Consider the following 22,406-nt stretch of genomic DNA (forward strand, 5'->3'; position numbering starts at 1 on the left):
CGTTTGCCTGATTGGGTGCCATAGGCGCTACAATAGGGATACTGTTCACTAGTTCCCATTGCCGCCATGACCACTTCCACACCGAATCTCGTCGTCACCCCGTCCGCCCACCCCCTGTCCGACGCCGAGCGCGCCGCGCGCATGGTCAATCCCGCCTTCGGCCGCATCTTCACCGACCACATGGTGGTGATTCCTTACCGTGACGGCAAGTGGCAGCAAGGTGAACTGAAGGCTTACGGCCCCTTGATGCTGGACCCGTCCGCGTCGTCCCTGCACTACGGCCAGGCCATCTTCGAAGGCTACAAGGCGTTTGCCCAGCCTGATGGCAGCATCAAGACTTTCCGTCCAGAACAGAATGCCGAGCGCTTCAACCGCAGCGCCGCGCGCCTGGCCATGCCGGCCATCCCTGTCGAGCTGTTCCTGGAAGCGGGCGATGCGCTCATTGCGCAAGACCGCAACTGGGTGCCGAAGAACACGGGCGAAAGCCTGTACATGCGCCCGCTGATGATCGCCACCGATCCTTACCTGGGCGTGCGCCCATCGGAAGAATACCTGTTCGTCCTGTTCGCCTCGCCGGCCGGCGCCTACTTCCCGAAAGGCGTGAAACCCGTCACCGTGTGGATCAGCGAAGACTTCGTGCGCGCTGCGCCCGGCGGCACCGGTGAAGCCAAGTGCGCAGGCAACTACGCGGCCAGCCTGATGGCCCAGTCGCAAGCGCAAGAGAAGGGTTGCGACCAGGTCGTCTGGCTCGATGCCGTGCACCGCGAATTCATCGAAGAAATGGGCGGCATGAATTTGTTCTTCGTCTACAAGGATGGCGAGAAAATCACGGTCGTGACGCCGGAACTGACGGGCACCTTGCTGCCAGGCATCACCCGCCGCAGCTTGCTGGAAATGGCAAAAGACCTCGGCTATGCGACGCAAGAGCGTAAATTGTCCGTCCAGCAATGGCGCGACGACATCGCTTCGGGCCGCATGACCGAAGTGTTCGCCTGCGGCACGGCCGCCGTCATCACGCCGGTGGGCGTGGCCAAGGCGAACGGCTTTGAAATGACCATCAACAACAATGAAAACGGCGCCGTCACCTTGGCCCTGCGCGAAGCGCTGCTGGGCTTGCAGCATGGCACGGCACCGGATACCCACGGCTGGATGCACACCGTTTGCTAGTAGATGTCACCTGACCAAACCTACTGCGCGTCGCGCTTTGCGGCCGGCGATGCTCACCGTACTAGAGTACGGTTGCGCTTCTCGGCCACAAATCACTGCCGCTCGCTACGGTTTTGTCAGGTGTCGTGACTGATGTTGTTCGTTTTGACCCCGCCGGCACTTTGTTGCCGGCGTTTTTATATCTTGAAGGAAACTCGATGAAAATTCGCTCTGTCTTGCCCGCGCTGGCCGCCGTTTTCCTCTGCCTGTCCGCTGGCGCCGTCCACGCGGCCGACGCCAGCTGCGCCATTCCAAACAACGTCAGCTACTACGATTATGACGTCAAGCCGTCGGACGAGAAAAACACCTGCTACAAGCAAAGCACCAACGTGCCCACCGATTACTTCATGCTCGCGCTGTCGTGGTCGCCAGGCTTTTGCGACAGCCAGCGTCGCCGCGGCGCCGTGTCGAAGAAGGCCGCCTTCCAGTGCGCCGAGAGCAACCAGTTCGGCTGGATCGTGCATGGCTTGTGGGCGCAGTCGGCCAATCCCGCCACGTGCGAAGACATTTCCGTGACGCCACCGCGCAAGACGGACATGCATCCGCGCTATTGCAAGGGCAACATGCCCAAGCTGGCGCCGTCGGAGATCTTGCCTTACATGTGCATGCAGCCCGGTGAAGCCTTGCTGCAGGGCGAATGGGAAAAGCATGGCGCCTGCGATTTCGATACGGCCAAGCAGTATTTCGAGAAGGAACGCGAACTGTTCCAGGCCTTGAAGTTGCCGGACTCCACCATGCCGAAAAACGAGCTGTTCCAGTGGATGAAGCAGCACAACCCGCAGTTGAAGGGCCGCTGGCTCGGCTATGAAAAGCACTCGGGCGAGTTGCGCATCTGCTACTCGAAGGATTTCAAGGTCATCGACTGCCAGAAGTAAGCTTGCCGCTCCTGCAGGTTTCCATCATCCATGCTAGTGTATTGCCCGGATCAGCAAGATGAACAGGTAGTGTATTTATGCAGCAGTCTATGCAGCGGCAAACGCAAGCCGTGATGGTGGGCGAGGACGGCTTGCCGCCCGGCGCCCGTTTATGGGCCATGCTGGCGCTGGCCATCGGCGTGGGCATGGCCTCGCTCGATACGGCGATCGCCAACACGGCCTTGCCGGCCATCGCCAGCGAGCTGCACACGACGCCGGCCGCCTCCGTCTGGATCGTCAATGTCTATCAACTGGCCATGGTGGCGACCCTGCTGCCGTTTTCCGCCCTCGGTGAAATCGCCGGCTACCGGCGCGTGTTTATCTCCGGCATGCTGTTATTTACCGTGGCGTCGCTCGCCTGTGCGGTGGCCTGGTCCTTGCCGTCGCTGGTGGTGGCAAGGCTGTTCCAGGGCGTCGGCGCCAGCGCCATGATGAGCGTCAATACGGCGCTGCTGCGCGCCCTGTATCCGAAACACTTGCTGGGCCGCGCGTTTGGCAACAATGCGCTGGTGGTGGCCGTCGCGTTCGCCATCGGCCCCACGGCTGCCTCGCTGATCCTGGCGACGGCCTCGTGGCCGTGGCTGTTCGCCATCAATGTGCCGCTGGGCGTGGCGGGCTTCTTCCTCTCCAGCCGCATGCTGCCGGCCACCAAATTGTCCGGCCACACGCTCGATGCGCGCACGGCGCTGTACAACGTGGGTGCCTTCGGCTTGCTCATTTTGCTGTTCGGCGACGCCGCCCATCACGCGTCCGGCGACGTCCTGCTGGCGGAACTGGTGGCCGTGGCCGTGTTCTTTGTCTTGCTGCTGCGCCGCCAGGCGGGACATGCGGCACCGATGCTGCCCATCGACCTGTTCCGCCGTCCATTATTCCTGCTGTCGTCGCTAACGGCCATCTGCACGTTTGCCGCGCAGGGACTGGCGTTCGTCTCGCTACCATTCTATTTTGAAGTCACGCTGGGACGTTCACCCGTCGAAACGGGCTTTTTGATGACGCCGTGGGCCGCGCTGGTGGCCGTGATGGCGCCCGTGGCCGGGCGCCTCAGCGATCGTTACTCGCCGGGCGTGCTGGGAGGCATCGGCCTGGCGGCGCTGGCCGGCGGCTTGCTGACCTTGATCTGGATACCGGCCCACCCGAGCGCCTTCGACATCGGCTGGCGCATGGCCTTGTGCGGCATCGGTTTCGGCTTTTTCCAGGCGCCCAATCTGAAAGCCATCATGGGCAGCGCGCCGCCCGAGCGGGCCGGCGGCGCCAGCGGCGTGGTGGCCACCTCGCGCCTGATCGGGCAAGCGACGGGCGCGGCGCTCGTCGCCTATTGCTTCACCGTTTCGGCCAGCCGGGGTACGACGTATGCGCTGTGCCTGGCGGCAGGATTTGCCGCCGTGGCCAGCATCGCCAGCTTTTCGCGCCTGGTGGTGGCGCAGCCGGCGTGGCAGGCCGGCAAGCGCGACTGACGGGTAGAGGTCAGACGTCGATGGCCTTGTCCGACTGCATGCGCTTGCGCAATTCGAACTTCTGGATCTTGCCCGTCGACGTGCGGGGCAGGGGGCCGAAATAAATGGCTTTCGGCACCTTGAAACCGGCCAGGTTGTTCTTGCAGAAGGCGATCAATTCCGCTTCCGTCACACTGGCACCTTCGCGCAGTTCGACGAAGGCGCATGGCGTCTCGCCCCATTTTTCGTCCGGCTGGGCGATGACGGCGGCGGCCAGCACTTGCGGGTGGTGGTATAGCGCATCTTCCACCTCCACGCTGGAAATATTCTCGCCACCGGAAATGATGATGTCCTTGCTGCGGTCCTTCAGCTTGATATAGCCGTCCGGATACATGACACCGAGGTCGCCCGTGTGGAACCAGCCACCGGCGAAGGCTTCCTGCGTCGCCCTTTCATTCTTCAGGTAGCCCTTCATGCAGATATTGCCTCTGAACATGATCTCGCCGATCTGTTCGCCATCGGCCGCCACGTGCTGCATGGTTTCCGGGTCGATCACGGCGACGGCGCTTTGCAAGTGGTAGCGCACGCCCTGGCGCGATTTCAACACGGCGCGCTCTTCCTGGCTCAAGGCCGCCCACTCATCCTGCTCGGCGCAGATGGCGGCGGGGCCGTACACTTCCGTCAAGCCATACGAGTGGATCAAGTCAAAGCCCATGGCTTCGATCTTTGCCACCATGGCGGCCGGCGGCGGCGCGCCGGCTACCATGCCGCGCACCGTCCAGTCGATTCCCTCGCGCCAGTTGGCGGGCGCGTTGGCCAGCGCTGCGTGCACGATGGGTGCCGCGCAATAGTGGGTGATGCGCAATTCGCGCATCAGGTCGAACACCAGTTTCGGATCGAACTTGCGCAGGCACACGTTGACGCCGGCGCGCGCGGCGATGGTCCACGGGAAGCACCAGCCATTGCAGTGGAACATCGGCAATGTCCATAAATACACGGCATGCTTGGGCATGTCCCACTCTAATATGTTCGACAGGGCATTCAGGGCCGCGCCCCGGTGGTGGTAGACCACGCCTTTCGGGTCGCCCGTGGTGCCGGACGTGTAATTGAGGGCGATGGCGTCCCATTCGTCCGCAGGCGGCTGCCAGTCGTAGTCGGGGTCGCCGCTGGCCAGCAAGCTTTCGTAGTCGAGGTCGGAAAAGGCCTCCACTTCCGGTCCCAGCACGTCGTTGACCTGGATCACGCGCAGACCGGGAATCTGCGCCGCCATCTGGCGCGCCAGCTCGGCAAATTCCGTGTCGGCCAGCAAGACTTTTGCGTGGCCATGGCGCAGCATGAAGGTCAGCGCCGCCAGGTCGAGGCGGATATTCAGGGCGTTGAGGACGGCGCCGGCCATCGGCACGCCAAAACTCGCTTCCACCATGGCGGGCGTGTTCGGCAGCATCACGGCCACCGTGTCGCCCGTGCCCACGCCCAGCTTGATGAGGCCGGAGGCCAGGCGGCGCGTGCGCGCATAGGTTTGCTGCCACGTCTGCCGCACGGCGCCATGTGCAATTGCCAGGCGATTGCCATATACTGCCGCTGCCCTGGCGATATAGTCGAGCGGGGTGAGGGCGGCGTAGTTGGCGCTGTTTTTGTCGAGGCCGGTATTGAAATCAGCAGTCATGCTTGTCTCCTGGTAAATAAAATGCTGTAGCTCCCTGTTTCGGGATTGATACCGGTTAGCATAGCACCGGTGCTGAAAAATCACTGTCATCTTAGTGACAACTGAAGGATGGAATGGATAGCAACGATAGTGTAGACCGTGCGGTGCCCGAACTCGATAGCCACGACTGGTTCACGGCCCTCGATGCGCGGCATCAGGCCCTGTTGCGCGCCGGCAGCGTGCTTCGCCATGTCGAGGCGGGCGCCTTCATCACGCGGCGCGGCGAACCGTCGGCGCACTGGATCGGCGTGCACACGGGCTTGATCAAGCTGGCCGTCTACAACGCCGATGGGCGCGGCGCCACGTTTTCTGGCGTGCCGGCCGGTGGCTGGTGCGGCGAAGGAAGCGTGCTCAAGCGCGAACTGCGCCGCTACGATGTGGTGGCCGTGCGCGCCGCGAACATCATCCTGGTGCCGGTGGACCTGTTTCACCTGCTGCTGGCCGAGAGCCTTTCCTTTAACGCTTTCGTCATCCGCCAGCTGAACGAACGCATGGGGCAATTCATCGCCACCATCCAGAACCAGCGCCTGCTGGCCGTCGACGCGCAAGTGGCGCAAGCGATCGCGCAACTGTTCCACCCCATGTTATATCCGCGCACCTCCAGTGTGCTTGAGCTGTCGCAGGAAGAAATTGGCTTGCTGACCGGCATTTCGCGCCAGCGCGTGAACCTGGCCCTGGGCCGCCTGGCCGAGCTGAAACTGATCAGCATCGCCTACCAATCGATCCGCGTCGTCGACCTCGATGGCTTGCGCCGCTATGGCGTGGCGTCGCTGTGATGACAGACTGCTTGCGCGATGTGTGGCATGCTGATGGCTTGTTCACCACCTTGACCTGACGCATGGCCCTCGTTTCCGATCATCCCTTGTACTTGCTGGGCTTGCGTTTTCCGCTCCGGCTGCGCGTCACCGTGCGCCAGGGTTTTGTCACCTTGCATAATGAAATCACCACCAAGAAACTGGGCAGCGGCGACAGTTTTGTCGTGCCTGCCTTCTTGCGCTTTGCCTGCGACGTGATGCCGGGGCGGGGCAAGCCGGCCGTGTTTACCCTGGCGCTGGAAGGCGACGAGCCGGATGGTGGCCACGGCGGCGGCAAGCGCTGGAGCCAGGCGCTGGCGCAGCACATCTTTGATACGCCGCAAGGCAAATGGACGGCGGCGCGCCTGGCGGCCCTGTGGCAAGTGACGCCGCACAAGGCCCGCGCACGCCTGTTTGCCGAGGGCGAGGCATTGCTCAGCCTGGTGCGTGAACAGCGCCTGGCGCATGCGCTGCACACGGCGGCGCAAGCGGGTGCCGATGGCGAAGGCGGCGAGCGCGACCTGGCACAAGTGGCGGCCGGCTCCGGTTTCGCCTCGATCCCCGCGTTTTGCGACGCCTGCGTGGACGTGGCCGGCGTGCGCCCCAGCCTGTTCCTGCGGGGGCAGGCGGGCGCGCCCGCGCTACGCGAAAGCCATACTCCGCTATAATCGGGGCCATGGGATCTTTATTGAAGCGCAAACAGTGGCATATGTGGTTCGCCTGCCTGGCGATACTGCTCAATGCGCTGTCGCCGTCCCTGTCGTATGCGTTTGCCTCGCTGCACGCGAACGCGAACAGCGCTGCCGTCGAGATCTGCTCGGCCAGCGGCGCCGTCTACACGCAAGCGGACCTGGCGCCGGCCGCCAGATCCACTACCGATTCCGTCCTGCACCACATCGAGCATTGCCCGTTCTGCATGAACCACGCGGGCAGCGTGGCCCTGCCGTCGCCGACCTTGTCTCCGCTGGCCATCATCACGGGCCACGACCACTATCCACCCTTGTTTTACCAGGCGCCACGGCCCCAGTTCGCGTGGCTGGGCGCCAGCCCGCGCGGCCCGCCTTTGGCTGTCTGAACGCAATAGTCACGCCTTCTACGTCCCAACTTGTCTCAACTACGCCCATCGGGCTGGAATTACCATGAAACGTCGTCTTTTCCTTCTCGCCGGCACGGCGGGATTGCTTACGCTTGCCGCTTGCGAACAAGCACCGAAACCCCATTACAACAGCCTCGATTTGACGGGAGGCGATTACAAGCCCGACTTCAAATTGAGCGGCCCCGACGGCAAGGTCTACACCCTGGCCGATTTCAAGGGCAAGTATGTGATGGTCTTCTTTGGCTTTACGCAATGCCCGGACGTGTGTCCGACGGCCCTGTCGCGCGCGCTGGAAATCCGCCAGAAACTGGGCGCCGATGGGGATAAACTGCAAGTGATCTTCATCAGCATCGATCCCGAACGCGACACGCCCGAGCTGCTGGGCGAATACATGCGCGCCTTCGACCCCAGCTTTCTGGGCTTGCGCACGGACCCGCAGGCGACGGCGCAGACGGCCTTCAATTACAAGGTCTTCTACCGCCGCGTGCCCAGCGGCAGTTCGTACACGATGGATCACACGGCCATCAGCTATGTGCTCGATACCGAGGGGCGCATGCGCCTGGGCTTGAAGCACCAGTTGACGGCCGATGAGTGCGTGCAAGACATCAAGACCCTGATGAAATCGAAATACACCTTATAACTACCGAGGAAATGATCATGACCCATCTGAAAACCCTGCTGGCCACGGCCCTGACCGTACTGTCCTTCTCCGCCGCTGCCCAGACTTCCGTGCAGATTACCGACCCGTGGGTACGCGCCACCGTGCCGCAGCAAAAAGCCACGGGCGCCTTCATGCAGATCACGGCGCCGAAAGCCATGCGCCTGCTGGAAGTGCGCTCGCCCGTGGCCGGCGTGGCGGAAATCCATGAAATGAGCATGACGGACAATATGATGCGCATGCGCCAGGTCAAGGAAATCGCCTTGCCAGCCGGCAAAGCCGTGGAGCTGAAGCCGGGCGGCTACCACGTCATGCTGCTGGACCTGAAAGGGCAAGTGAAGGCGGGCGACAAAATCCCGCTGACCCTGGTCGTCGAAGGTGAGGACAAGCGCCGCGAAACCATCGAAGTGACCGCCGTGGCCCGTCCGCTGGGCGCGACCTCGGCGCCGATGCCGGCGATGAAGCACTAAGTTTGCCGCTACACCCGTGAAAAGCCCGGTTCGCCGGGCTTTTTTGTGCCTGCCTGAAAGTTAAACGGCTGTTTGATATAATCCCCTGCGATATTAAACGGCTGTTTAAATGATGGGAATGACATGACGGAAGAAACGAGAAGTGGCAAGGAAACGGAGCCGGCGCGCGCGCGCATCCTGCAGGCGGCGGCGGACCTGTTTGCCGGCGAGGGCTACAAGGCCACCTCCGTGCGCAGGATATGCGAGGCGGCTAGGGTCAATGTGGCGATGGTCAATTACTATTTTCATAGCAAGGAAGAGCTGCACCTGGCCGCCTTCGACCATGCGCGCGAACTGGCGCGGGCCTCCGCCGCCGACGTGGCCGCCGCCAGCGCGCAGGCGCAGTTGCCCCCCGTGGAACAGTTGCGCCTGGCTATCGAGGCGCTGGTGTCCGACATGCTGCGCTCGGGGCACGCATCGCTGTTCAGCCGCCTGGTGGCGCGCGAACTGATCGAGCCGACGGCCGCCATCCATAAGCTGGCCGAGCGCAATGTGCGTCCGCAGCACGCCTTGTTTACGGGCTTGATCCGTGGCGTGGTGGGGCCGGCCATGCCGGCGGACGTGGTGCAGAAATGCGTGTTCAGCGTGATCGGCCAGGCCGTGTTCTATGCCCGTTCGCGCATCGTGCATGAACTGGTGGTGCCGGAAATGACGTATGACGAGGCGGGCATCGCCAGCATCGCGCGTCATGTGTCGCAATTTTCGCTGGCGGCCCTGGAAGGCATGCGCCTTCAATACACCGCGCAGGCGGGCGCATGAAAGCGCGCAAGCTGACCCTGGTGCTGGCCGGGCTGGCCATGCTGGGCCCGTTCGCCACGGATACCTTCTTGCCATCGTTTCCCGCGATCGGCACGCATTTCGACGTCAGCAGCGTGCTGGTGCAGCAAACCCTGAGCGTCTACCTGGCCGCCTATGCCTTCATGACCTTGTTCTACGGCACCTTGTCCGATTCGTTTGGCCGCCGTCCCGTGATCCTGGCTTCCCTGCTGATCTTCGCCGTCGGTTCCATCGGCGCCGCGTTTGCACCGAGCTTTGGCTGGCTGCTGTTCTTCCGCGGCATGCAGGGCGCCTCGGCGGGAGCGGGCAGGGTCATCGGGCAAGCCATCGTGCGCGACACGCTGTCGGGCGCGGCCGCGCAAAAGATGCTCGCCAATATCATGATGGTGTTCGGCATCGCACCGGCCATCGCGCCCATCATCGGCGGCTGGCTGCACGTGGCCTACGGCTGGCAATCGACGTTCGTCTTCACCTTTGCCGTCACGGTGCTGCTGGCGCTCGCCTGCCTGAAAGGCTTGCCGGAAAGTTTAGCCGTCGAGCAACGCCAACCCTTCCACCCAGGCAACATCGCGCGTAATTACTGGCTGGCCTTGCGCCACCGGGCGTTCCTGCTGCGTTCGCTGGCCGTGGCCTTCGCCTTTGGCGGCTTCGCGCTGTACATCGCCTCGGCCCCGCATTTCATCCTGGAATTGCTGCGTCTGCCGGAAACGGCGTTTGGCTGGATGTTCATCCCCATGGTGGCGGGTCTGGTGCTGGGATCGGCGCTGTCGGGCAAGCTGGCCCATGCGGTGAAAAGCGCCGTGCTGGTGCGCTGGGGCTTGCTGGCCATGGCGGCCACGAGCGCGCTCAACATTGCTTACAACCACTGGTTTGCGGCCAGCATCCCGTTCGCCGTCGTGCCCGTGATGCTGTACGCGTTCGGCATGTCGCTGGCCTTGCCGGGCATGACCATGTCGACGCTCGACATTTTCCCGCAGATGCGGGGCTTGGCCGCCTCCCTGCAAAACTTCGTGCAAATGCTGGTGTTTGCGCTGGTGTCCGGTTTTGTCGCACCGTTGCTGTTCGACAGTGCCTTCAAGCTGGCGCTGGGACAGGCCTCTGCCGTGGTGCTGGCCGCCGTATTCTGGTGGCTGGGCAGCCGCCAAGGGTCGGGGCAGGGGGCGACCGGCATTATCAAAACAACATGACGGGCCCTGTAAAAGAGTGGCATGCTTCCTGCTTTGTTACACTGTGACAATCAGGCCCTGCCGCGGGCATAGCAGCACGCGCGCGGGTCTAAGCAGTTTTGCAACTTTACCTTTGGCTATCATGCACTTGATTAACTCCAGTTTGAACCACGCCTTGCGCGTGCCGCTGGCTGCGGAAATCCACTCGCGGCCGTTTTTGCAGCTCGATGCCCCCGAGCTGATCACCCATCTGGCCGTCTACAAGGATGACAGCGCGGCGCCCGGTGCGTCGAATATGGCGGCCCAGCACGCCACCCTGGCGGCCCTGTGCACGCATTTTGGCGTCACGCCGCCCGCCGCCGAAGCCAAGTATTTTTATTACGACTTTGGCCGCTTCCGCCTGAAATGGGAATGCCACACGGAATTTGCCACGTTTACCTTTGCCGAGCGCCCGGGCGCCGCCTTGCCCCTGGAACAGGCGTTCGAGCGCATGCCCCTGGAACAGTTGCCGCAGCAGTGGCTGGCGGGCTTGAAGGGCAAGCTGATGGTGGCCGCCCACGTGGTGCTGGAACAAGCGACAGAGCCAGCCGAGATTTTTATGCAGGGCTTGTCGCGTGTGTTCGAGGGCAATACTCTGGCCGGCAGCAAAGTGTTGCAGGGCGGCGAATTGTGGACGGATTTTACGATCCAGTCGGATGGCTTCAGCCGTTTCGTCATCCGCGATGCGGGCATGCACTCGCAGCAGTCGGGCCGTTTGGTGCAGCGCGTGCTGGAAATCGAAACTTACCGCATGATGGCCTTGCTGGGCTTGCCCTATGCCATGCAGGCGGCGCCTTCGTTGAACGCCATCGAAAACGAACTGGCGACCCTGGCCGCCGCCATGGTCGACACGGACGACGCGCCCGGCCTGGCCAAGGCCGACGAGGGCGTTGCCGAGCAAGCCTTGCTTGACCGCATCACGCGCCTGGCGGCCCGCATTGAAAAGCTGTCGCTCGACAATAGCTACCGTTTTTCCGCCTCGAAAGCCTACATGGGCCTGGTCAAGGCGCGTATCGACGAGTTGCGCGAAGAGCGCATCGAGGGCATCCCGACGGTCGAGGAATTCATGGATCGCCGTTTGACGCCTGCCATGAACACGTGCGAAGCGATGGCCAGCCGCCAGGAAGCGATGGCGCAGCGCATTGCCAACACGAATGACTTGCTGCGCACGCGCGTGGGCATCGTGCAGGAATTGCAGAACCGGCAAATCCTGCAATCGATGAATGCGCGTGCGGCGCAGCAGCTGCAACTGCAGCAAGCGGTGGAAGGCTTGTCCGTGGCCGCCATTTCGTATTACGTGATCGGCCTGTTCAGCTACACGGGCAAGGCGGCCAAGGTGATGGGGCTGCCCGTGAATCCGGAAATCCTCGTCGGCGCGCTGGTGCCGTTCGTGGCGGCCGGCGTGTGGCTGGGGCTGCGCCGCATGCATCACAAGCTGCACGCGGACTGAGCGGGACGACACTGCGCTATCATTTTTGCTATCTTTCAACATTCGACCGTCAGGTGTTCTGAAAAGGAAAATGCGTGCTACCGAATGTTGGAGATGTTTACAGTGTGTTTTCGTCCGAGCTGCAGCAGTACGTGGCTTGCCAGGTCACCCGCATCAAGGATGCTTCATCGTCCAGGCCTGTCGCTGCCGTGCTGGAGCTGGACTGGACCGGTGACGCCTTGCCTGATGCGGCGGCCGTGCAAGCCATGCGGCCGCTGCTGTGCGACTATTTCTTCTGGAACAAGCGCCACGATCACTGCTATGCCACGGCGAACGTGCCGCCTGGCCATACCCTCGTTGGCAATATCGCGCCGCTGGTGGACGTGGAAGTCAACAGCTACCGCAGCGGCTGGAACGTGGGCGACAGTGTGCTGCGCCAGCGCAACTGGGAGCGCATCGATCCGCTGCGGCGCCAGCAGTTCAAGGCCGCGTCGCGCGAGCGTGAAGTGACGCTCGGCGGCCACGTCTTCCGCCAGGACGCGACGAAAATCAATGACAGCGTCTTGCAGGCGCTGGGCGACCTGTCCGAACTGGAGCAACTGCCTTGCCTGATGTCCATCGAGACCAGCCACGGCACGCCAGCCTTGATGGAGTTTATCCAGGGCAATCCCTTCATCAATGAGCTGGACTGGCAGTCATCGACCGTGCATGCGCTCGATTTCAGCGGCAGCGGCCTGGAACGCCTGATCCTGCAGCCCGATGGCGTCAGCAGCCTGGTCTTGAACAAAGGCTTGGGTCTACTCGCGCTGCGCAGCGCACCATCGCTGGCGCTGCGCATCAAGGATGGCGCCGATGGCCGCCATCTGACACTGCAGTGCAAGCAGACGCTGCCGTCATTCCACGGTCTCGACCAGCTGGGCGGCCTGTCGCTGGTGAGCATGAAAGACGTCGACCTGGCGCAAGTGGCGCAGCGCTTTCCTCACCTGACGGCCTTGCGCATCTGGGGCAAGCCGGGACTGGCATCGCAGATGGCCAGCCTTGCGCAATTGGCCCAGCTGCGGATGTTCACCGCCTGTGATCTGTTCGGCTACAAGGCGGAAGAGTTTCCATCGGCCACGCAATTGCCGCAGCTGTCTGCCCTGTGGCTGACCAGCTTGCCCGCCGACGTCGCCAAGGCCATCAAGGCCGGCTACAAGAAAGCGGCGGCGCAGGGACTGGACTTATCGGTGAGCAAGGCGCGCAAGCCGGAATGGCTGGCGGAAAATCTGCTCAACCCGTTCCGCGACTGGGATGGCCGCGAGCATATTTCCCCCGCCTATGCGAAAAAGGCGGCGCTGGCCTACAAGAACATGCTGGCCGTGACGCGCGGCATCGATGCCGCCATGGAGGCGTCGGCGGCGGCCGCCGTGCTGGAAGCGATGGTCAGCGCCTATGTCCAGGAATTCAACAAGATCGAGCGGCGGACGAGCATCATCGAGACGGTCGAGCGCGAGGAAATCTATACGGTGCTGGCGGAACTGCTGGCACAGCTAAGTGGGCAACTGAGCGGGCAGGGCGCCGCTCTCGTCGATGAGGCAGCCTTGCTGGACCTGTTCGACCGCTTGCGCGAATTTTAGCCGCTTCCACACTCTAGAAAAAAAGTTCTAGACATGGAGTTCTAGACTGGGTATTCTAGCGGCATGTTAAAAAATACCTCCACTCCCCATCCGACGGCCGCCGAACTGGACTTGCTGCGCATCCTGTGGCGGCGCGGTCCGTCCGACGCGCGCGCCGTGTATGACGCCCTGGCCGAAGAGCGTGCCGACGCCAGCTACGCCACCGTGCTGCGCCAGTTGCAGCTGATGCATGGCAAGGGACTCTTGAGCCGCGATGAAAGCCAGCGGCCGCAGCTGTATGCGGCCGTCGACGCGCAGGAAAAGTTACAGACCAGCTTGCTCAAGGACTTGATCGGCAAGGTGTTTTCCGGTTCCGGCAAGGCGCTGGTGCTGACGGCGTTGCGCGAGCACGTGAGCGATGCGGAACGCCTGGAAATTGAAAAAATCCTGCGCAGCAAGGACGGCAAGGCGCCATGAACCTGGACATGCGCTTGGGCATCGAGTTGGGCAACCTTGTCCCGGCGCTGGGCTGGGTCTTGCTGTATTTTGTCTGGCAGGGCGTGATCGTCGGCGCCGTCTCCGCCGTCCTGCTCTGGCTGCTGCGCCACGCCAGCGCGCGCTGGCGCTATGCCGTCTGCGCGCTGGCACTGCTGCTGTGCCTGTGCATTCCCACCGCTCACCTGCTGTCTCTGCTGTCCGGCACTTCACTGGCCCAGCTGCCGATGGCTGCGCCGCCCGCCTGGCGCGCCGCGCTGCAAGCGTGGATGCCGGCCCTGGTGCTGGCCTGGAGCGCCGGCGTTGGGCTGATGACCTTGCGCCTGTGCCTGGGCCTGGCCTGGGTCGGCAGGCTGCGCCGTCAGGCCGTGGCCGCACCCGCCATCTGGCAGGCGCGCCTCGATGCGCTGGCGCTGCGCATGGGCTTGCACCGGCGGCCGCCGCTGAAGCTGCACGGGGGACTGAGCAGCCCCGTCACCGTGGGTTTCTGGCGCCCCGTCATCCTGCTGCCCGCCGCCTTGCTGAGCGGCATGCCCGTCGCCTTGCTGGAAGCACTGCTGGCGCATGAACTGGCGCACGTGCGGCGCTGGGATTACCTGGTCAACCTGTTGCAAAGCGTGGCCGAAGCGCTGCTGTTTTTTCACCCCGTCGTCTGGTGGCTGTCGGCGCGCATGCGGGCCGAACGGGAACAGGTGGCCGACGCGCTGGCTGCGCAAGCGCTGCAAGACCCGCAGCAGCTGGCCACGGCGCTGCATGCGCTGTCCCTGCACACGGCTGTGCCGCAGCATTCCGGTTTGCTGATGTCGGCACGGGGCGGGGCGCTGCTGACGCGTATCGAACGCCTGATGGCACCCGGCCCCGATACGGCCGGCTGGAAACTGGCCGTGCCGGCCATGCTGCTGGCCTGCGCCACCTTGCTGCTGCAGGTGCAGGGCAAGCCTGCCGTCAGCGGGGAGACCCTGGCCGAGGCCGCCGTCGCGATACTGGATTTGCCCGTCAGCGCCAAACACATGCTGGTCTTTGACGACAGCACGGGCCAGGTGCTGATGGCGAAAGATGCGGACGCCGTCGTGCCCATCGCCTCGATCACCAAGCTGATGACGGCCATGGTGGTGCTCGATGCGGGACTCGATCCCGATGAACAGTTGCGCATCGTGCGCGCCGATGGCGATGCTTCGCTGCAGCGCCACGGTCTGCTCGCCGATGGCGTGGCCGTGTCGCGCGGCGCGCTGTTGCAACTGGCGCTGCTGCCGTCCGAAAACCGCGCCGCTGCCGCGCTGGCGCGCACCTATCCCGGCGGCAGCACGGCGTTTCAGCAGGCACTGCAGGCGAAGATCCGCCACCTGGGCTTGCACCGCACTACCTTGCTGGACCCGGTCGGCAGTTCGCCCGCGAATACGTCCACGGCCAGCGAGGTGGCGAAGATCGTCGCGGCGGCCGCGCGCTATCCCGACATCGCGCGCATCACCAGCCACCCGCAAGCGAGCGTGGCCGTCAATGGCAAGTTGCGCACCCTGCGCAACACCAACCCGCTGGTGGGCGGCAAGGGCTGGGACATTGTGCTGTCCAAGACGGGCAGCAGCCATGAGGCCGGCAGTTGTCTGACCATGCGCATGCGCAGCGGCGGCAAGCACGTCACCGTGGTGCTGCTGGACGCCGATGGCGCGCAGCGGCGCTCGCTCGACGCAGGACACATCCGCGACACCCTGGTCGACAGGACTGGCCGCATGCACTGATACCCCCCCCGGGCGCGCCAGTGCGGGCGCCCTTCTTTTTACACTCTGGAGATGAAGATGACACTATTGGCGAAGTTGATGCTGGCTACGGTTGCGACCATGGCAGCTGGTACGGTGCAGGCGAAGACGCCGGCCCCGGTGCAGGATAAACCGGTTAATTGTGACAATTGCAAGGAATGGAATGCGCCCGTCAAGCCGTTCAACGTGTATGGCAATAGCTGGTATGTGGGCACGGCCGGCCTGTCCGCCGTGCTGGTGACGAGTCCGCAGGGCCATATCCTGCTCGACGGTGCGCTGCCGCAATCGGCGCCCCTGATCATCGCCAGCATCAAGGCGCTGGGCTTTCGCATCGAGGATGTGAAAGTCATCCTCAATTCGCATGCGCATTGGGATCATGCGGGCGGCATCGCCGCGCTGCAACGGGCCAGTGGTGCCACGGTAGTGGCCAGCGCCTCGGGCGCCCTGGGGCTGCAAAGCGGTACGAATGGCAACGATGATCCGCAGTACCAGGCCGATCCCGTCGTGCATGTCGCGAAAGTCGCCAAGGTCAAGGTAGTGGGCGAGGGCGATACCGTCAAGGTGGGCCCTTTGGTGCTGACGGCCCACATGACGCCGGGCCACACGCCCGGCGGCACGACGTGGACGTGGGCCTCGTGCGAAGGCCAGCGCTGCCTGAACGTGGTGTACGCGGACAGCCTGAACCCGTATGCCAGCGGTGATTTTGCGTACACGGGCAAAGGCGCGGGCAAGGGTGGCTCGCCTGACGTTTCGGCCTCGTTCGAAGCGAGCATCGCCAAGGTGGCTGCCTTGCCATGCGACATCATCATCCCCGTGCATCCGGGCACGACGGACGTGCTGGGCAAGGCCGCCAGGCGCAGCGCCACAAGCAATCCGCTGATCGACGCCAACGCCTGCCGCGCCTATGCGGCCGAAGCGGGTGGCTTGCTGGCCAAGCGCCTGGCGAAAGAGCGGGGCGTTGCGTTACCAGCCGAAGCCAAGGGCGCCGCGCACGCGCATTAAACGGTTTTACTCGGCCGCCTGCTGCTGTTTGTGCAGGCGTTTGACGAACACCGTCATTTCCTTGACGGCTTGCAAATCGCCTTGCTGCTGGGCCACCGTCACGCCGGTGGTCCAGGCGGCCTGTGCTTCGTCCAGTCGGCCCAGTTGGTGCAAGGCCTTGCCCAGCAGTTTCCAGGCGGCCGAGTAGCCGGGTTGCTGCACCGTGGCTTGCGCCAGGTGCAGGGCCGCTTGCTCGGCGTCATGCTCTTTCAGGCAGGCATCTCCCAGGCCAAAGCGCAGCAGGGCGCTGTCGCGTCCCTGCGCCAGCAGTTTTTCCAGTCTTTCACGCATCAAGGGTCCCGTTAATATGCAAGTTAATTCTTGCATATTAACGCTTGAGCGCGCGGGAAACAAGCGGACGTTTCATCGTCCACGTCTGCCAGCAGGATAGATATGGGCCGAGTATCTTTCAAAAATCCATTAATGAGAATCCATTATCATTTATAATGCAAGCTTATTGCATTGTTTTACGCCCTCGTCAGGAATCCCATGTCCGTGTTTTTACGCCGCCCCGTGGCGCTTTTGCTGGCCGCCGCCAGTCCCTGGTCACTGGCAGTCGATGGTGCGCAGGCCGATGATGTCGTCACCGTCAAGGCCGAGCGCCAGCACTACCGCAGCCTGTCGGCCACGGGCGCCACCAAGACGGATGCCTTATTGATGGATTTGCCGCAAAGCGTGCGCGTGCTGACCGGCGACTTGCTGCGCGATGCGGGTGTGACGACCCTGGCCGGCGCGCTGGACCTGGCCAGCGGCATTGCGAAGCAAAGCCCGCTGGGTGGCTTGTGGGATAGCTATGCCATGCGCGGCTTCACGGGCGACCCGAATTTCGGTTCCGACTACATGGTCAACGGTTTCAGTTCCAGCCGTGGCTACAACGGCCTGCGCGACGCCGGCAATACGCAGAATGTGGAAGTGCTGAAAGGCCCCGCGTCGGCCCTGTACGGCCGGGGCGAGCCGGGTGGCACGGTGAACATCACGACGAAAAAGCCGAAGTTCGCGCCGGAATACGCCGCCGACGTTTCCCTCGGCAGTTTCCGCACGCGCCGCGCCGCGCTGGACTTGACGGGGCCGTTGAGCGACACCGTCGCCTACCGATTGAACGCGGCGCATGAAGAGGGGCACAGCTTCCGCGATACGGTGAAAGTCGAGCGTAGCCTGTTTTCTCCCTCGTTCCTCTGGCTGGCGGGCGAGCACACGACCGTCTCGTATGAAATCGAAGCGGTGCGGCAGCGTGTGCCGTTCGACCGTGGCGTAGTCGCCGTGCATGGCCAGCTGGGTCTTGTCCCCGTCGCGCGCTTCCTGGGCGAACCGGGCGATGGCCCCATGACGGTCAAGTCGCTGGGGCAGCAGCTGTTTATCCATCACGCGCTGTCCGACGACTGGACGCTGCAGGCGGGCGCTTCCTACCGCGACAGCGCATTGAGCGGCTATTCGACCGAGGCGAACAAGCTGCTGGCCGATGGCCGCAGCCTGAACCGCCAGCGCCGCCACCGCGATTTCTCGGCCACCGACGTGTCGGCACGGGTCGAAGTACTGGGCAAGTTCAAAACGGGCGCGCTGGCGCACGAGGTGCTGGCCGGTGTCGACGCCTATCACTTCGACGACCATCGGGTACAGCTGCGCCGCAATCCCTCTGCCGCGAATGCCTATGCCATTGATATTTTTGCGCCCGTGTATGGCGGCAAGGCCGCTCCGCTGGCCCTGTCCATCGACACGCAGGAAGCGCAACAGGCGCGCGGCCTGTATGCGCAAGATCAACTGGATCTGGGCGCGCAATGGAAGGCGCTGGTCGGCGTGCGCCACGATACGTACACGCAGGACGTGACGAACAATCGCCTGAACGTGAGCAACGGCCAGTCGCTGTCGGCCACCAGTCCCCGCGCGGGCCTCGTCTACCAGCCGTCGACAATGTGGTCGCTATATGCGAGTGCGGCCAAGGGTTTTCGCCCCAACAGCGGCATCAGCATCGCCAACCAGGCTTTTCCGGCCGAGCGCAGCCGCGCGTATGAGCTGGGCGCGAAACTGGAAACGGGCAAGCTGACGGGCACGCTGGCCGTGTACGACATCCGCAAGAGCAATGTGCTGACCACCAATCCCGCCAACACGGATTTTGCCATCGCGGCGGGCGAGGTGGGCAGCCGGGGCCTGGAACTCGATGTGTCGGGCGAAGTGGCGCGCGGCTTGCGCGTCTCGGGCGCGTATGCGTACACGAATGCCAGCGTCACGCGCGGCGACACTACGATAGTGGCGGGCAGCCGCTTGGCCAACGTGCCGCGCCACAGCGCCAATCTGCTGGCCACGCAGCAATTTGCGCTGGGTACGGGCACGGCCAGCGTGGGCGGCGGCGTGCAGTACGTGGGCGAGCGCCTGGGCGACGTCGCCGCCAGCAGCAGTTTCACCTTGCCGGCCTACACGACGGCCAGATTGCTGGCGTCGTATTCGCCCAACGCCAAACTGCGATTGGCACTGAACGTGGAAAACCTGTTCAACCGCAGCTACTATGCGAGTTCCTATAGCCAGCTGTGGGTGGCGCCTGGGGCCGAGCGCACGCTGACCCTGAATGCGCATTACAGGTTTTGATGTATTCACCCAACAGCAAAGTGCCGGGGTCGGACCTTCAGGTCCGACCCCAGTTTCTGCCGTTGGGGTAAGCATGCCGTTTCTAATCTTAGATTTAAAAATGAATAAATGACTGCCTCCCTGCCTTCCCCCGCCACCCTGCGCACCCGCATCGCCGTCATCGACGTACTGCGCGGCCTCGTCATGCTGATCATGCTGTTCGACCATGTGCGCGAAACGGTCTTCCTGCACCACCAGGTGGGCGACCCGATGGATGCGGCCCACGTCGATCCGGCCCTGTTCTTCACGCGCCTGGCCGCCCACGTGTGTGCGCCCATGTTCGTTTTCCTGACGGGACTGTCCGCCTGGCTGTACGCGCATCCGGCCACCGGTCCCCGCAGTGCTGCTGGTTTCCTGTTCAAGCGGGGCTTGCTGCTGGTGGTGCTGGAACTGGTGTTCGTCAATGTTGCCTGGAGCGGGGCGTTTCCACCCGCCGTGCTGTATCTGCAGGTGATCTGGGTCATCGGCCTGGCCATGATGGCGCTGGCAGTGCTGCACCGGTTGCCGTTGAAAGTGCTGGCGCTGCTGGGCGTGGCGATCATCGCGGGCCAGCATTTGTTCACAGGACTGCACGCGGAAGAGGGCAGCCTTGCCTATTACCTTCTGACGCTGCTGCTGCAACGCGGCTACCTGGTCGTCGATGGCGCCATGAAGATCAAGGTCAGCTATCCGCTGCTGCCGTGGATAGGCGTGATCGTGCTTGGCTATGCGGCCGGGCCGCTGTACGCGCGCAGCCGTTCGCCGGAGGGGCGTCGTCGCCTGCTGCTGGCGCTGGGCGCGGGCAGCTTGCTGCTGCTGGCCGTCTTGCGCGGCTTCAATCTGTATGGCGAAACCCTGCCCTGGGTGGCGGGCGACACGGCCGTGCGCACGGTCATGAGCGTGCTGAACTTCACCAAGTACCCGCCGTCGCTGGACTTTTTGCTGTTCACCCTGGGCCTGGGCTTGCTGGGCCTGGCCTGGCTGGAAAGCGTCGATAACTGGTTCACGCGGGCCTGCGCCACCTTTGGCGGCGCGCCCATGTTTTACTATCTGCTGCATTTATATCTGCTGCTGGGCATCGGCCTGGCCTTGAAGGCCATGCTGGGCGCCAATCACGCTGGCCGCTATGGCGTCGAGCAACTCTGGCAAGTCTGGCTGCTGGCCTTGCTGCTGATGCCCGTGCTGTACTTTCCCTGCCGCGCGTTTGCCAACTACAAGCGCACCTCGCAGCAGGCGTGGGTGCGCTATTTCTGAGGCAGGCTTACTTACAATACAGCCTGTCGATGCTGTGGCTGGACGCCAGGTAATGCCGCGTCTGCCAAGCAATCGCCACACGGTAGGCGCAGGGCGGGTCGAGCGCCACGTTGACGGGAAAACCGCCATTGTTGCCTGACAGATGAGGCCCACCCGCGCCGCCGCGGAACAGGTAATTGTTCGGTGGTGGCGGCGGCGTGAAGCTGGCGGACGGCAGCGGTGGCGGCGGGTGCGCGATGCCGTTGTTATTGGAAATCGTGATATTGAAAAAGCGCAAATGCGGGTGATCGATCGTGTACAGGATATGCACGAGGCCGCCCGCGATGGGGTTGCAGGCATTGCTGCGCAACTCTTCCAGGTCCAGCGCCACGATGACGGGCGAATTGTCGAAGACGATGGAGTCGAGCCCGTCCGTGGCCACCAGCGCCAGGCTGATGCCGTCGCGTACTTCGAAGCCCAGGCGGTAGCGGCGTATCGGTTCGCTCTCGGCCGCCGTCAGGCTGCTGCCCGCGTCGAGGATGGGCAAGCCGCCCGGCAGCTTGGCCGGATGCAGGCTGGTGATGGCGGGCGTATTGATGGTCAGCAAGTCAAACGTGCGCAGGAAGATGTTGGGCGCTACGTTGACGACGGCCGTCGTGCCATCGCGCATGTCCACGGTGACGCTCTTGCCGTCCACCCTTATCCAGCCGCCAGGCTGCAAGTCGCCCGCGTCGACGATCACCTGTGCCGAGTCGGCGAGGCCCAGTCCATTCGTATAAAACACATAGCCGACCAGGGTGCCGAGCACTTGCGTGAGCGGTGCGAGGCTGGCCGGCGCCGCCGTGGGGATGGCTGCCGGGTCGTCGCTGCCGCCGGGCCAGGACCACTCGCCGATCAGGAAACGGTATTCGAGCGGGTTGGCGGGGATGGCGCTGTTGCGCAGCGGGCAATTGCCTTTCAATGTGACGCCGCCAGCGAACACGTAGGACGGGCCGGCGCCGCCCGCATAGCCTTGCGCGGAAAAGCCGGCCAGCGAGGGAAACGGGTGGATATCGAACACTTCCACCTGCTGCCAGTGGGGCACGCCTTCCACATCGGGTGGCAAGACGTCTTTTGAACACAATTCCACGCAGAAGCAGTGGCCCACATTCTCGCGGCCCGGCTGGCGCCCGTTGGCTTGCGTTTCCGACAGGATGGTCACACTGCCCAACTGCGCCGTGAAGTACACGTCGGGGCCGCTGGCGAACTCCACGTTGATGAACGGTGAAAACGGCGTCAGCGTGAAGTCTGATGTCAGGTAATCGATGCGGAAGCGCCCGCTGGCATCGGTCACGGCCACGCCCAGTGCATCGTCCTGCAGCCAGTCCGCGTCGAAGGCCCGCACGGTGGCGCCGGCGATCGGCGTGTGGGGCGCAACGCAGGTGCGCAGCCGGCCGCAGATGGTCCAGGCGCCGAAGCGGACGCGCACCAGGCACCAGAAGCGTTGCGGCAGGCAATAATCCCAGACGGCGAGGAAATCATTGTCAGCCTGGCGCCAGCGCGGCTGGATGGTGGTGATGGAAAACTGCAGCGGCACGGGGTCTTTCGGCCCCCCTTTCAGATGCGGCACGGTGGGACATAACACGTCCACTTCCACGGCCTCGCCCTGGTATTGTTCCTTGTCGCCCAGGGTAAAGCTGTAGTTGCCATCGTCATCCGTGCGCGTTTCGGCCAGCAGGGAGGGGGCTTTCGCCTGCACTTCCTCGTCCGTGAGAATGGCGAAGGTTTCCTTGGCGCTGGCCACGGCCAGGGCCGTGATGTTTTGCGACGCGCGCGGGCGATACAGGCGCACGATGACGTGCGACAACGGTTCAGGACACTCGGCACAGATCAAGCCGCACAGTTTGCCCCGCAGGATATAGGCCATGATGGCTCCCTTGCTGATGTGGAAGGCGCGCCGCTCGGAGTGGCGGCGCTGTTACCAA

The 22,406-nt window shown here is 63.6% G+C and carries 20 protein-coding genes; 17 read left to right on the forward strand and 3 right to left on the reverse strand.

Going from position 1 to position 22,406, the window contains the following annotated elements; translation table 11 throughout:
- The first annotated feature begins 66 nt into the window (after window positions 1–66).
- The 3 genes from C8C92_RS12290 to C8C92_RS12300 all read left to right on the forward strand — a co-directional run bounded on the left by C8C92_RS12290 (window position 67) and on the right by C8C92_RS12300 (window position 3,574).
- Complete coding sequence (locus C8C92_RS12290; RefSeq protein ID WP_116744072.1) at window positions 67–1,167, forward strand: branched-chain amino acid aminotransferase; 1,101 nt, start codon at window positions 67–69, stop codon at window positions 1,165–1,167.
- A 197-nt stretch (window positions 1,168–1,364) separates the two neighbouring features.
- On the forward strand, window positions 1,365–2,081 hold the full coding sequence (locus tag C8C92_RS12295; RefSeq protein ID WP_116744073.1) for a ribonuclease: 717 nt from the start codon (window positions 1,365–1,367) through the stop codon (window positions 2,079–2,081).
- A 77-nt stretch (window positions 2,082–2,158) separates the two neighbouring features.
- A complete protein-coding gene (locus tag C8C92_RS12300) occupies window positions 2,159–3,574 on the forward strand; it encodes an MFS transporter (RefSeq protein ID WP_116744074.1) in 1,416 nt (471 codons plus the stop codon).
- A 10-nt stretch (window positions 3,575–3,584) separates the two neighbouring features.
- Here C8C92_RS12300 and C8C92_RS12305 read toward each other — a convergent pair whose 3' ends face one another.
- A complete protein-coding gene (locus C8C92_RS12305) occupies window positions 3,585–5,219 on the reverse strand; it encodes an acyl-CoA synthetase (protein ID WP_116744075.1) in 1,635 nt (544 codons plus the stop codon).
- A gap of 113 nt (window positions 5,220–5,332) precedes the next feature.
- Between C8C92_RS12305 and C8C92_RS12310 the strand changes: the two genes are divergently transcribed.
- From C8C92_RS12310 to bla, 12 genes are all read left to right on the forward strand, one after another.
- Window positions 5,333–6,034, forward strand: coding sequence for a Crp/Fnr family transcriptional regulator (locus tag C8C92_RS12310; protein WP_071077919.1), 702 nt, complete (start codon window positions 5,333–5,335; stop codon window positions 6,032–6,034).
- Window positions 6,035–6,096: 62 nt separating this feature from the next.
- Window positions 6,097–6,720 (forward strand): hypothetical protein, encoded by a 624-nt coding sequence (locus tag C8C92_RS12315; RefSeq protein ID WP_099759647.1) that lies wholly within the window; start codon window positions 6,097–6,099, stop codon window positions 6,718–6,720.
- Between the two features lie 20 nt (window positions 6,721–6,740).
- Window positions 6,741–7,127, forward strand: a complete 387-nt coding sequence (locus C8C92_RS12320) for a DUF2946 domain-containing protein (protein WP_243420184.1) — start codon at window positions 6,741–6,743, stop codon at window positions 7,125–7,127.
- Window positions 7,128–7,191: 64 nt separating this feature from the next.
- Window positions 7,192–7,788, forward strand: a complete 597-nt coding sequence (locus C8C92_RS12325; RefSeq protein WP_116744077.1) for an SCO family protein — start codon at window positions 7,192–7,194, stop codon at window positions 7,786–7,788.
- Window positions 7,789–7,805: 17 nt separating this feature from the next.
- Window positions 7,806–8,276 (forward strand): copper chaperone PCu(A)C, encoded by a 471-nt coding sequence (locus C8C92_RS12330; protein WP_207780994.1) that lies wholly within the window; start codon window positions 7,806–7,808, stop codon window positions 8,274–8,276.
- A gap of 123 nt (window positions 8,277–8,399) precedes the next feature.
- Complete coding sequence (locus C8C92_RS12335) at window positions 8,400–9,074, forward strand: CerR family C-terminal domain-containing protein (protein WP_099759645.1); 675 nt, start codon at window positions 8,400–8,402, stop codon at window positions 9,072–9,074.
- On the forward strand, window positions 9,071–10,279 hold the full coding sequence (locus C8C92_RS12340; protein WP_099759644.1) for a multidrug effflux MFS transporter: 1,209 nt from the start codon (window positions 9,071–9,073) through the stop codon (window positions 10,277–10,279). The genes C8C92_RS12335 and C8C92_RS12340 overlap by 4 nt, the downstream gene beginning before the upstream one ends.
- A 121-nt stretch (window positions 10,280–10,400) precedes the next feature.
- On the forward strand, window positions 10,401–11,747 hold the full coding sequence (locus tag C8C92_RS12345; RefSeq protein WP_116744078.1) for a DUF3422 domain-containing protein: 1,347 nt from the start codon (window positions 10,401–10,403) through the stop codon (window positions 11,745–11,747).
- 104 nt (window positions 11,748–11,851) lie between these two features.
- Window positions 11,852–13,342, forward strand: coding sequence for a hypothetical protein (locus tag C8C92_RS12350; RefSeq protein WP_207780995.1), 1,491 nt, complete (start codon window positions 11,852–11,854; stop codon window positions 13,340–13,342).
- 63 nt (window positions 13,343–13,405) lie between these two features.
- The gene (locus tag C8C92_RS12355; RefSeq protein ID WP_071077911.1) at window positions 13,406–13,798 is read left to right on the forward strand and encodes a BlaI/MecI/CopY family transcriptional regulator; all 393 of its coding nucleotides are present in this window, start codon (window positions 13,406–13,408) and stop codon (window positions 13,796–13,798) included.
- Window positions 13,795–15,552: a M56 family metallopeptidase gene (locus tag C8C92_RS12360; RefSeq protein WP_116744080.1), complete on the forward strand. Its 1,758-nt coding sequence runs from the start codon at window positions 13,795–13,797 to the stop codon at window positions 15,550–15,552. Before C8C92_RS12355 ends, C8C92_RS12360 begins: the two co-directional genes overlap by 4 nt.
- 57 nt (window positions 15,553–15,609) lie before the next feature.
- Window positions 15,610–16,572 (forward strand): subclass B3 metallo-beta-lactamase, encoded by a 963-nt coding sequence (gene bla / locus C8C92_RS12365; RefSeq protein WP_243420185.1) that lies wholly within the window; start codon window positions 15,610–15,612, stop codon window positions 16,570–16,572.
- 6 nt (window positions 16,573–16,578) lie between these two features.
- On the opposite strand, the gene C8C92_RS12370 is transcribed toward bla, so the two are convergent.
- The gene (locus C8C92_RS12370; RefSeq protein ID WP_116744081.1) at window positions 16,579–16,902 is read right to left on the reverse strand and encodes a tetratricopeptide repeat protein; all 324 of its coding nucleotides are present in this window, start codon (window positions 16,900–16,902) and stop codon (window positions 16,579–16,581) included.
- 198 nt (window positions 16,903–17,100) lie between these two features.
- Here C8C92_RS12370 and C8C92_RS12375 point away from each other — a divergent pair, with 198 nt between their 5' ends.
- Together C8C92_RS12375 and C8C92_RS12380 are read left to right on the forward strand one after the other, a co-directional pair.
- Window positions 17,101–19,191, forward strand: a complete 2,091-nt coding sequence (locus C8C92_RS12375; RefSeq protein ID WP_165829396.1) for a TonB-dependent siderophore receptor — start codon at window positions 17,101–17,103, stop codon at window positions 19,189–19,191.
- 108 nt (window positions 19,192–19,299) lie between these two features.
- Window positions 19,300–20,463 (forward strand): heparan-alpha-glucosaminide N-acetyltransferase domain-containing protein, encoded by a 1,164-nt coding sequence (locus C8C92_RS12380; protein ID WP_116744082.1) that lies wholly within the window; start codon window positions 19,300–19,302, stop codon window positions 20,461–20,463.
- A 7-nt stretch (window positions 20,464–20,470) separates the two neighbouring features.
- Here the strand turns inward: C8C92_RS12380 and C8C92_RS12385 are convergent, their stop codons facing one another.
- Window positions 20,471–22,348 (reverse strand): hypothetical protein, encoded by a 1,878-nt coding sequence (locus tag C8C92_RS12385; protein ID WP_116744083.1) that lies wholly within the window; start codon window positions 22,346–22,348, stop codon window positions 20,471–20,473.
- Window positions 22,349–22,406: the final 58 nt, after the last annotated feature.

Origin of the sequence: Janthinobacterium sp. 78, from assembly GCF_003096775.1 — a bacterium.
GTDB classification, from domain to species: domain Bacteria; phylum Pseudomonadota; class Gammaproteobacteria; order Burkholderiales; family Burkholderiaceae_D; genus Janthinobacterium; species Janthinobacterium tructae.

Bases quoted from the DNA above. Each gene is read 5' to 3' on its own strand.
- C8C92_RS12375 (WP_165829396.1), top strand. From the start codon at position 17,101: ATGTCCGTGTTTTTACGCCGCCCCGTGGCGCTTTTGCTGGCCGCCGCC.
- C8C92_RS12340 (WP_099759644.1), top strand. From the start codon at position 9,071: ATGAAAGCGCGCAAGCTGACCCTGGTGCTGGCCGGGCTGGCCATGCTG.
- C8C92_RS12370 (WP_116744081.1), bottom strand. From the start codon at position 16,902: ATGCGTGAAAGACTGGAAAAACTGCTGGCGCAGGGACGCGACAGCGCC.
- C8C92_RS12385 (WP_116744083.1), bottom strand. From the start codon at position 22,348: ATGGCCTATATCCTGCGGGGCAAACTGTGCGGCTTGATCTGTGCCGAG.
- C8C92_RS12290 (WP_116744072.1), top strand. From the start codon at position 67: ATGACCACTTCCACACCGAATCTCGTCGTCACCCCGTCCGCCCACCCC.
- C8C92_RS12305 (WP_116744075.1), bottom strand. From the start codon at position 5,219: ATGACTGCTGATTTCAATACCGGCCTCGACAAAAACAGCGCCAACTAC.
- C8C92_RS12360 (WP_116744080.1), top strand. From the start codon at position 13,795: ATGAACCTGGACATGCGCTTGGGCATCGAGTTGGGCAACCTTGTCCCG.
- C8C92_RS12310 (WP_071077919.1), top strand. From the start codon at position 5,333: ATGGATAGCAACGATAGTGTAGACCGTGCGGTGCCCGAACTCGATAGC.
- C8C92_RS12335 (WP_099759645.1), top strand. From the start codon at position 8,400: ATGACGGAAGAAACGAGAAGTGGCAAGGAAACGGAGCCGGCGCGCGCG.
- C8C92_RS12355 (WP_071077911.1), top strand. From the start codon at position 13,406: ATGTTAAAAAATACCTCCACTCCCCATCCGACGGCCGCCGAACTGGAC.
- C8C92_RS12315 (WP_099759647.1), top strand. From the start codon at position 6,097: ATGGCCCTCGTTTCCGATCATCCCTTGTACTTGCTGGGCTTGCGTTTT.
- C8C92_RS12345 (WP_116744078.1), top strand. From the start codon at position 10,401: ATGCACTTGATTAACTCCAGTTTGAACCACGCCTTGCGCGTGCCGCTG.
- C8C92_RS12380 (WP_116744082.1), top strand. From the start codon at position 19,300: ATGACTGCCTCCCTGCCTTCCCCCGCCACCCTGCGCACCCGCATCGCC.
- bla (WP_243420185.1), top strand. From the start codon at position 15,610: ATGACACTATTGGCGAAGTTGATGCTGGCTACGGTTGCGACCATGGCA.
- C8C92_RS12300 (WP_116744074.1), top strand. From the start codon at position 2,159: ATGCAGCAGTCTATGCAGCGGCAAACGCAAGCCGTGATGGTGGGCGAG.
- C8C92_RS12330 (WP_207780994.1), top strand. From the start codon at position 7,806: ATGACCCATCTGAAAACCCTGCTGGCCACGGCCCTGACCGTACTGTCC.
- C8C92_RS12325 (WP_116744077.1), top strand. From the start codon at position 7,192: ATGAAACGTCGTCTTTTCCTTCTCGCCGGCACGGCGGGATTGCTTACG.
- C8C92_RS12295 (WP_116744073.1), top strand. From the start codon at position 1,365: ATGAAAATTCGCTCTGTCTTGCCCGCGCTGGCCGCCGTTTTCCTCTGC.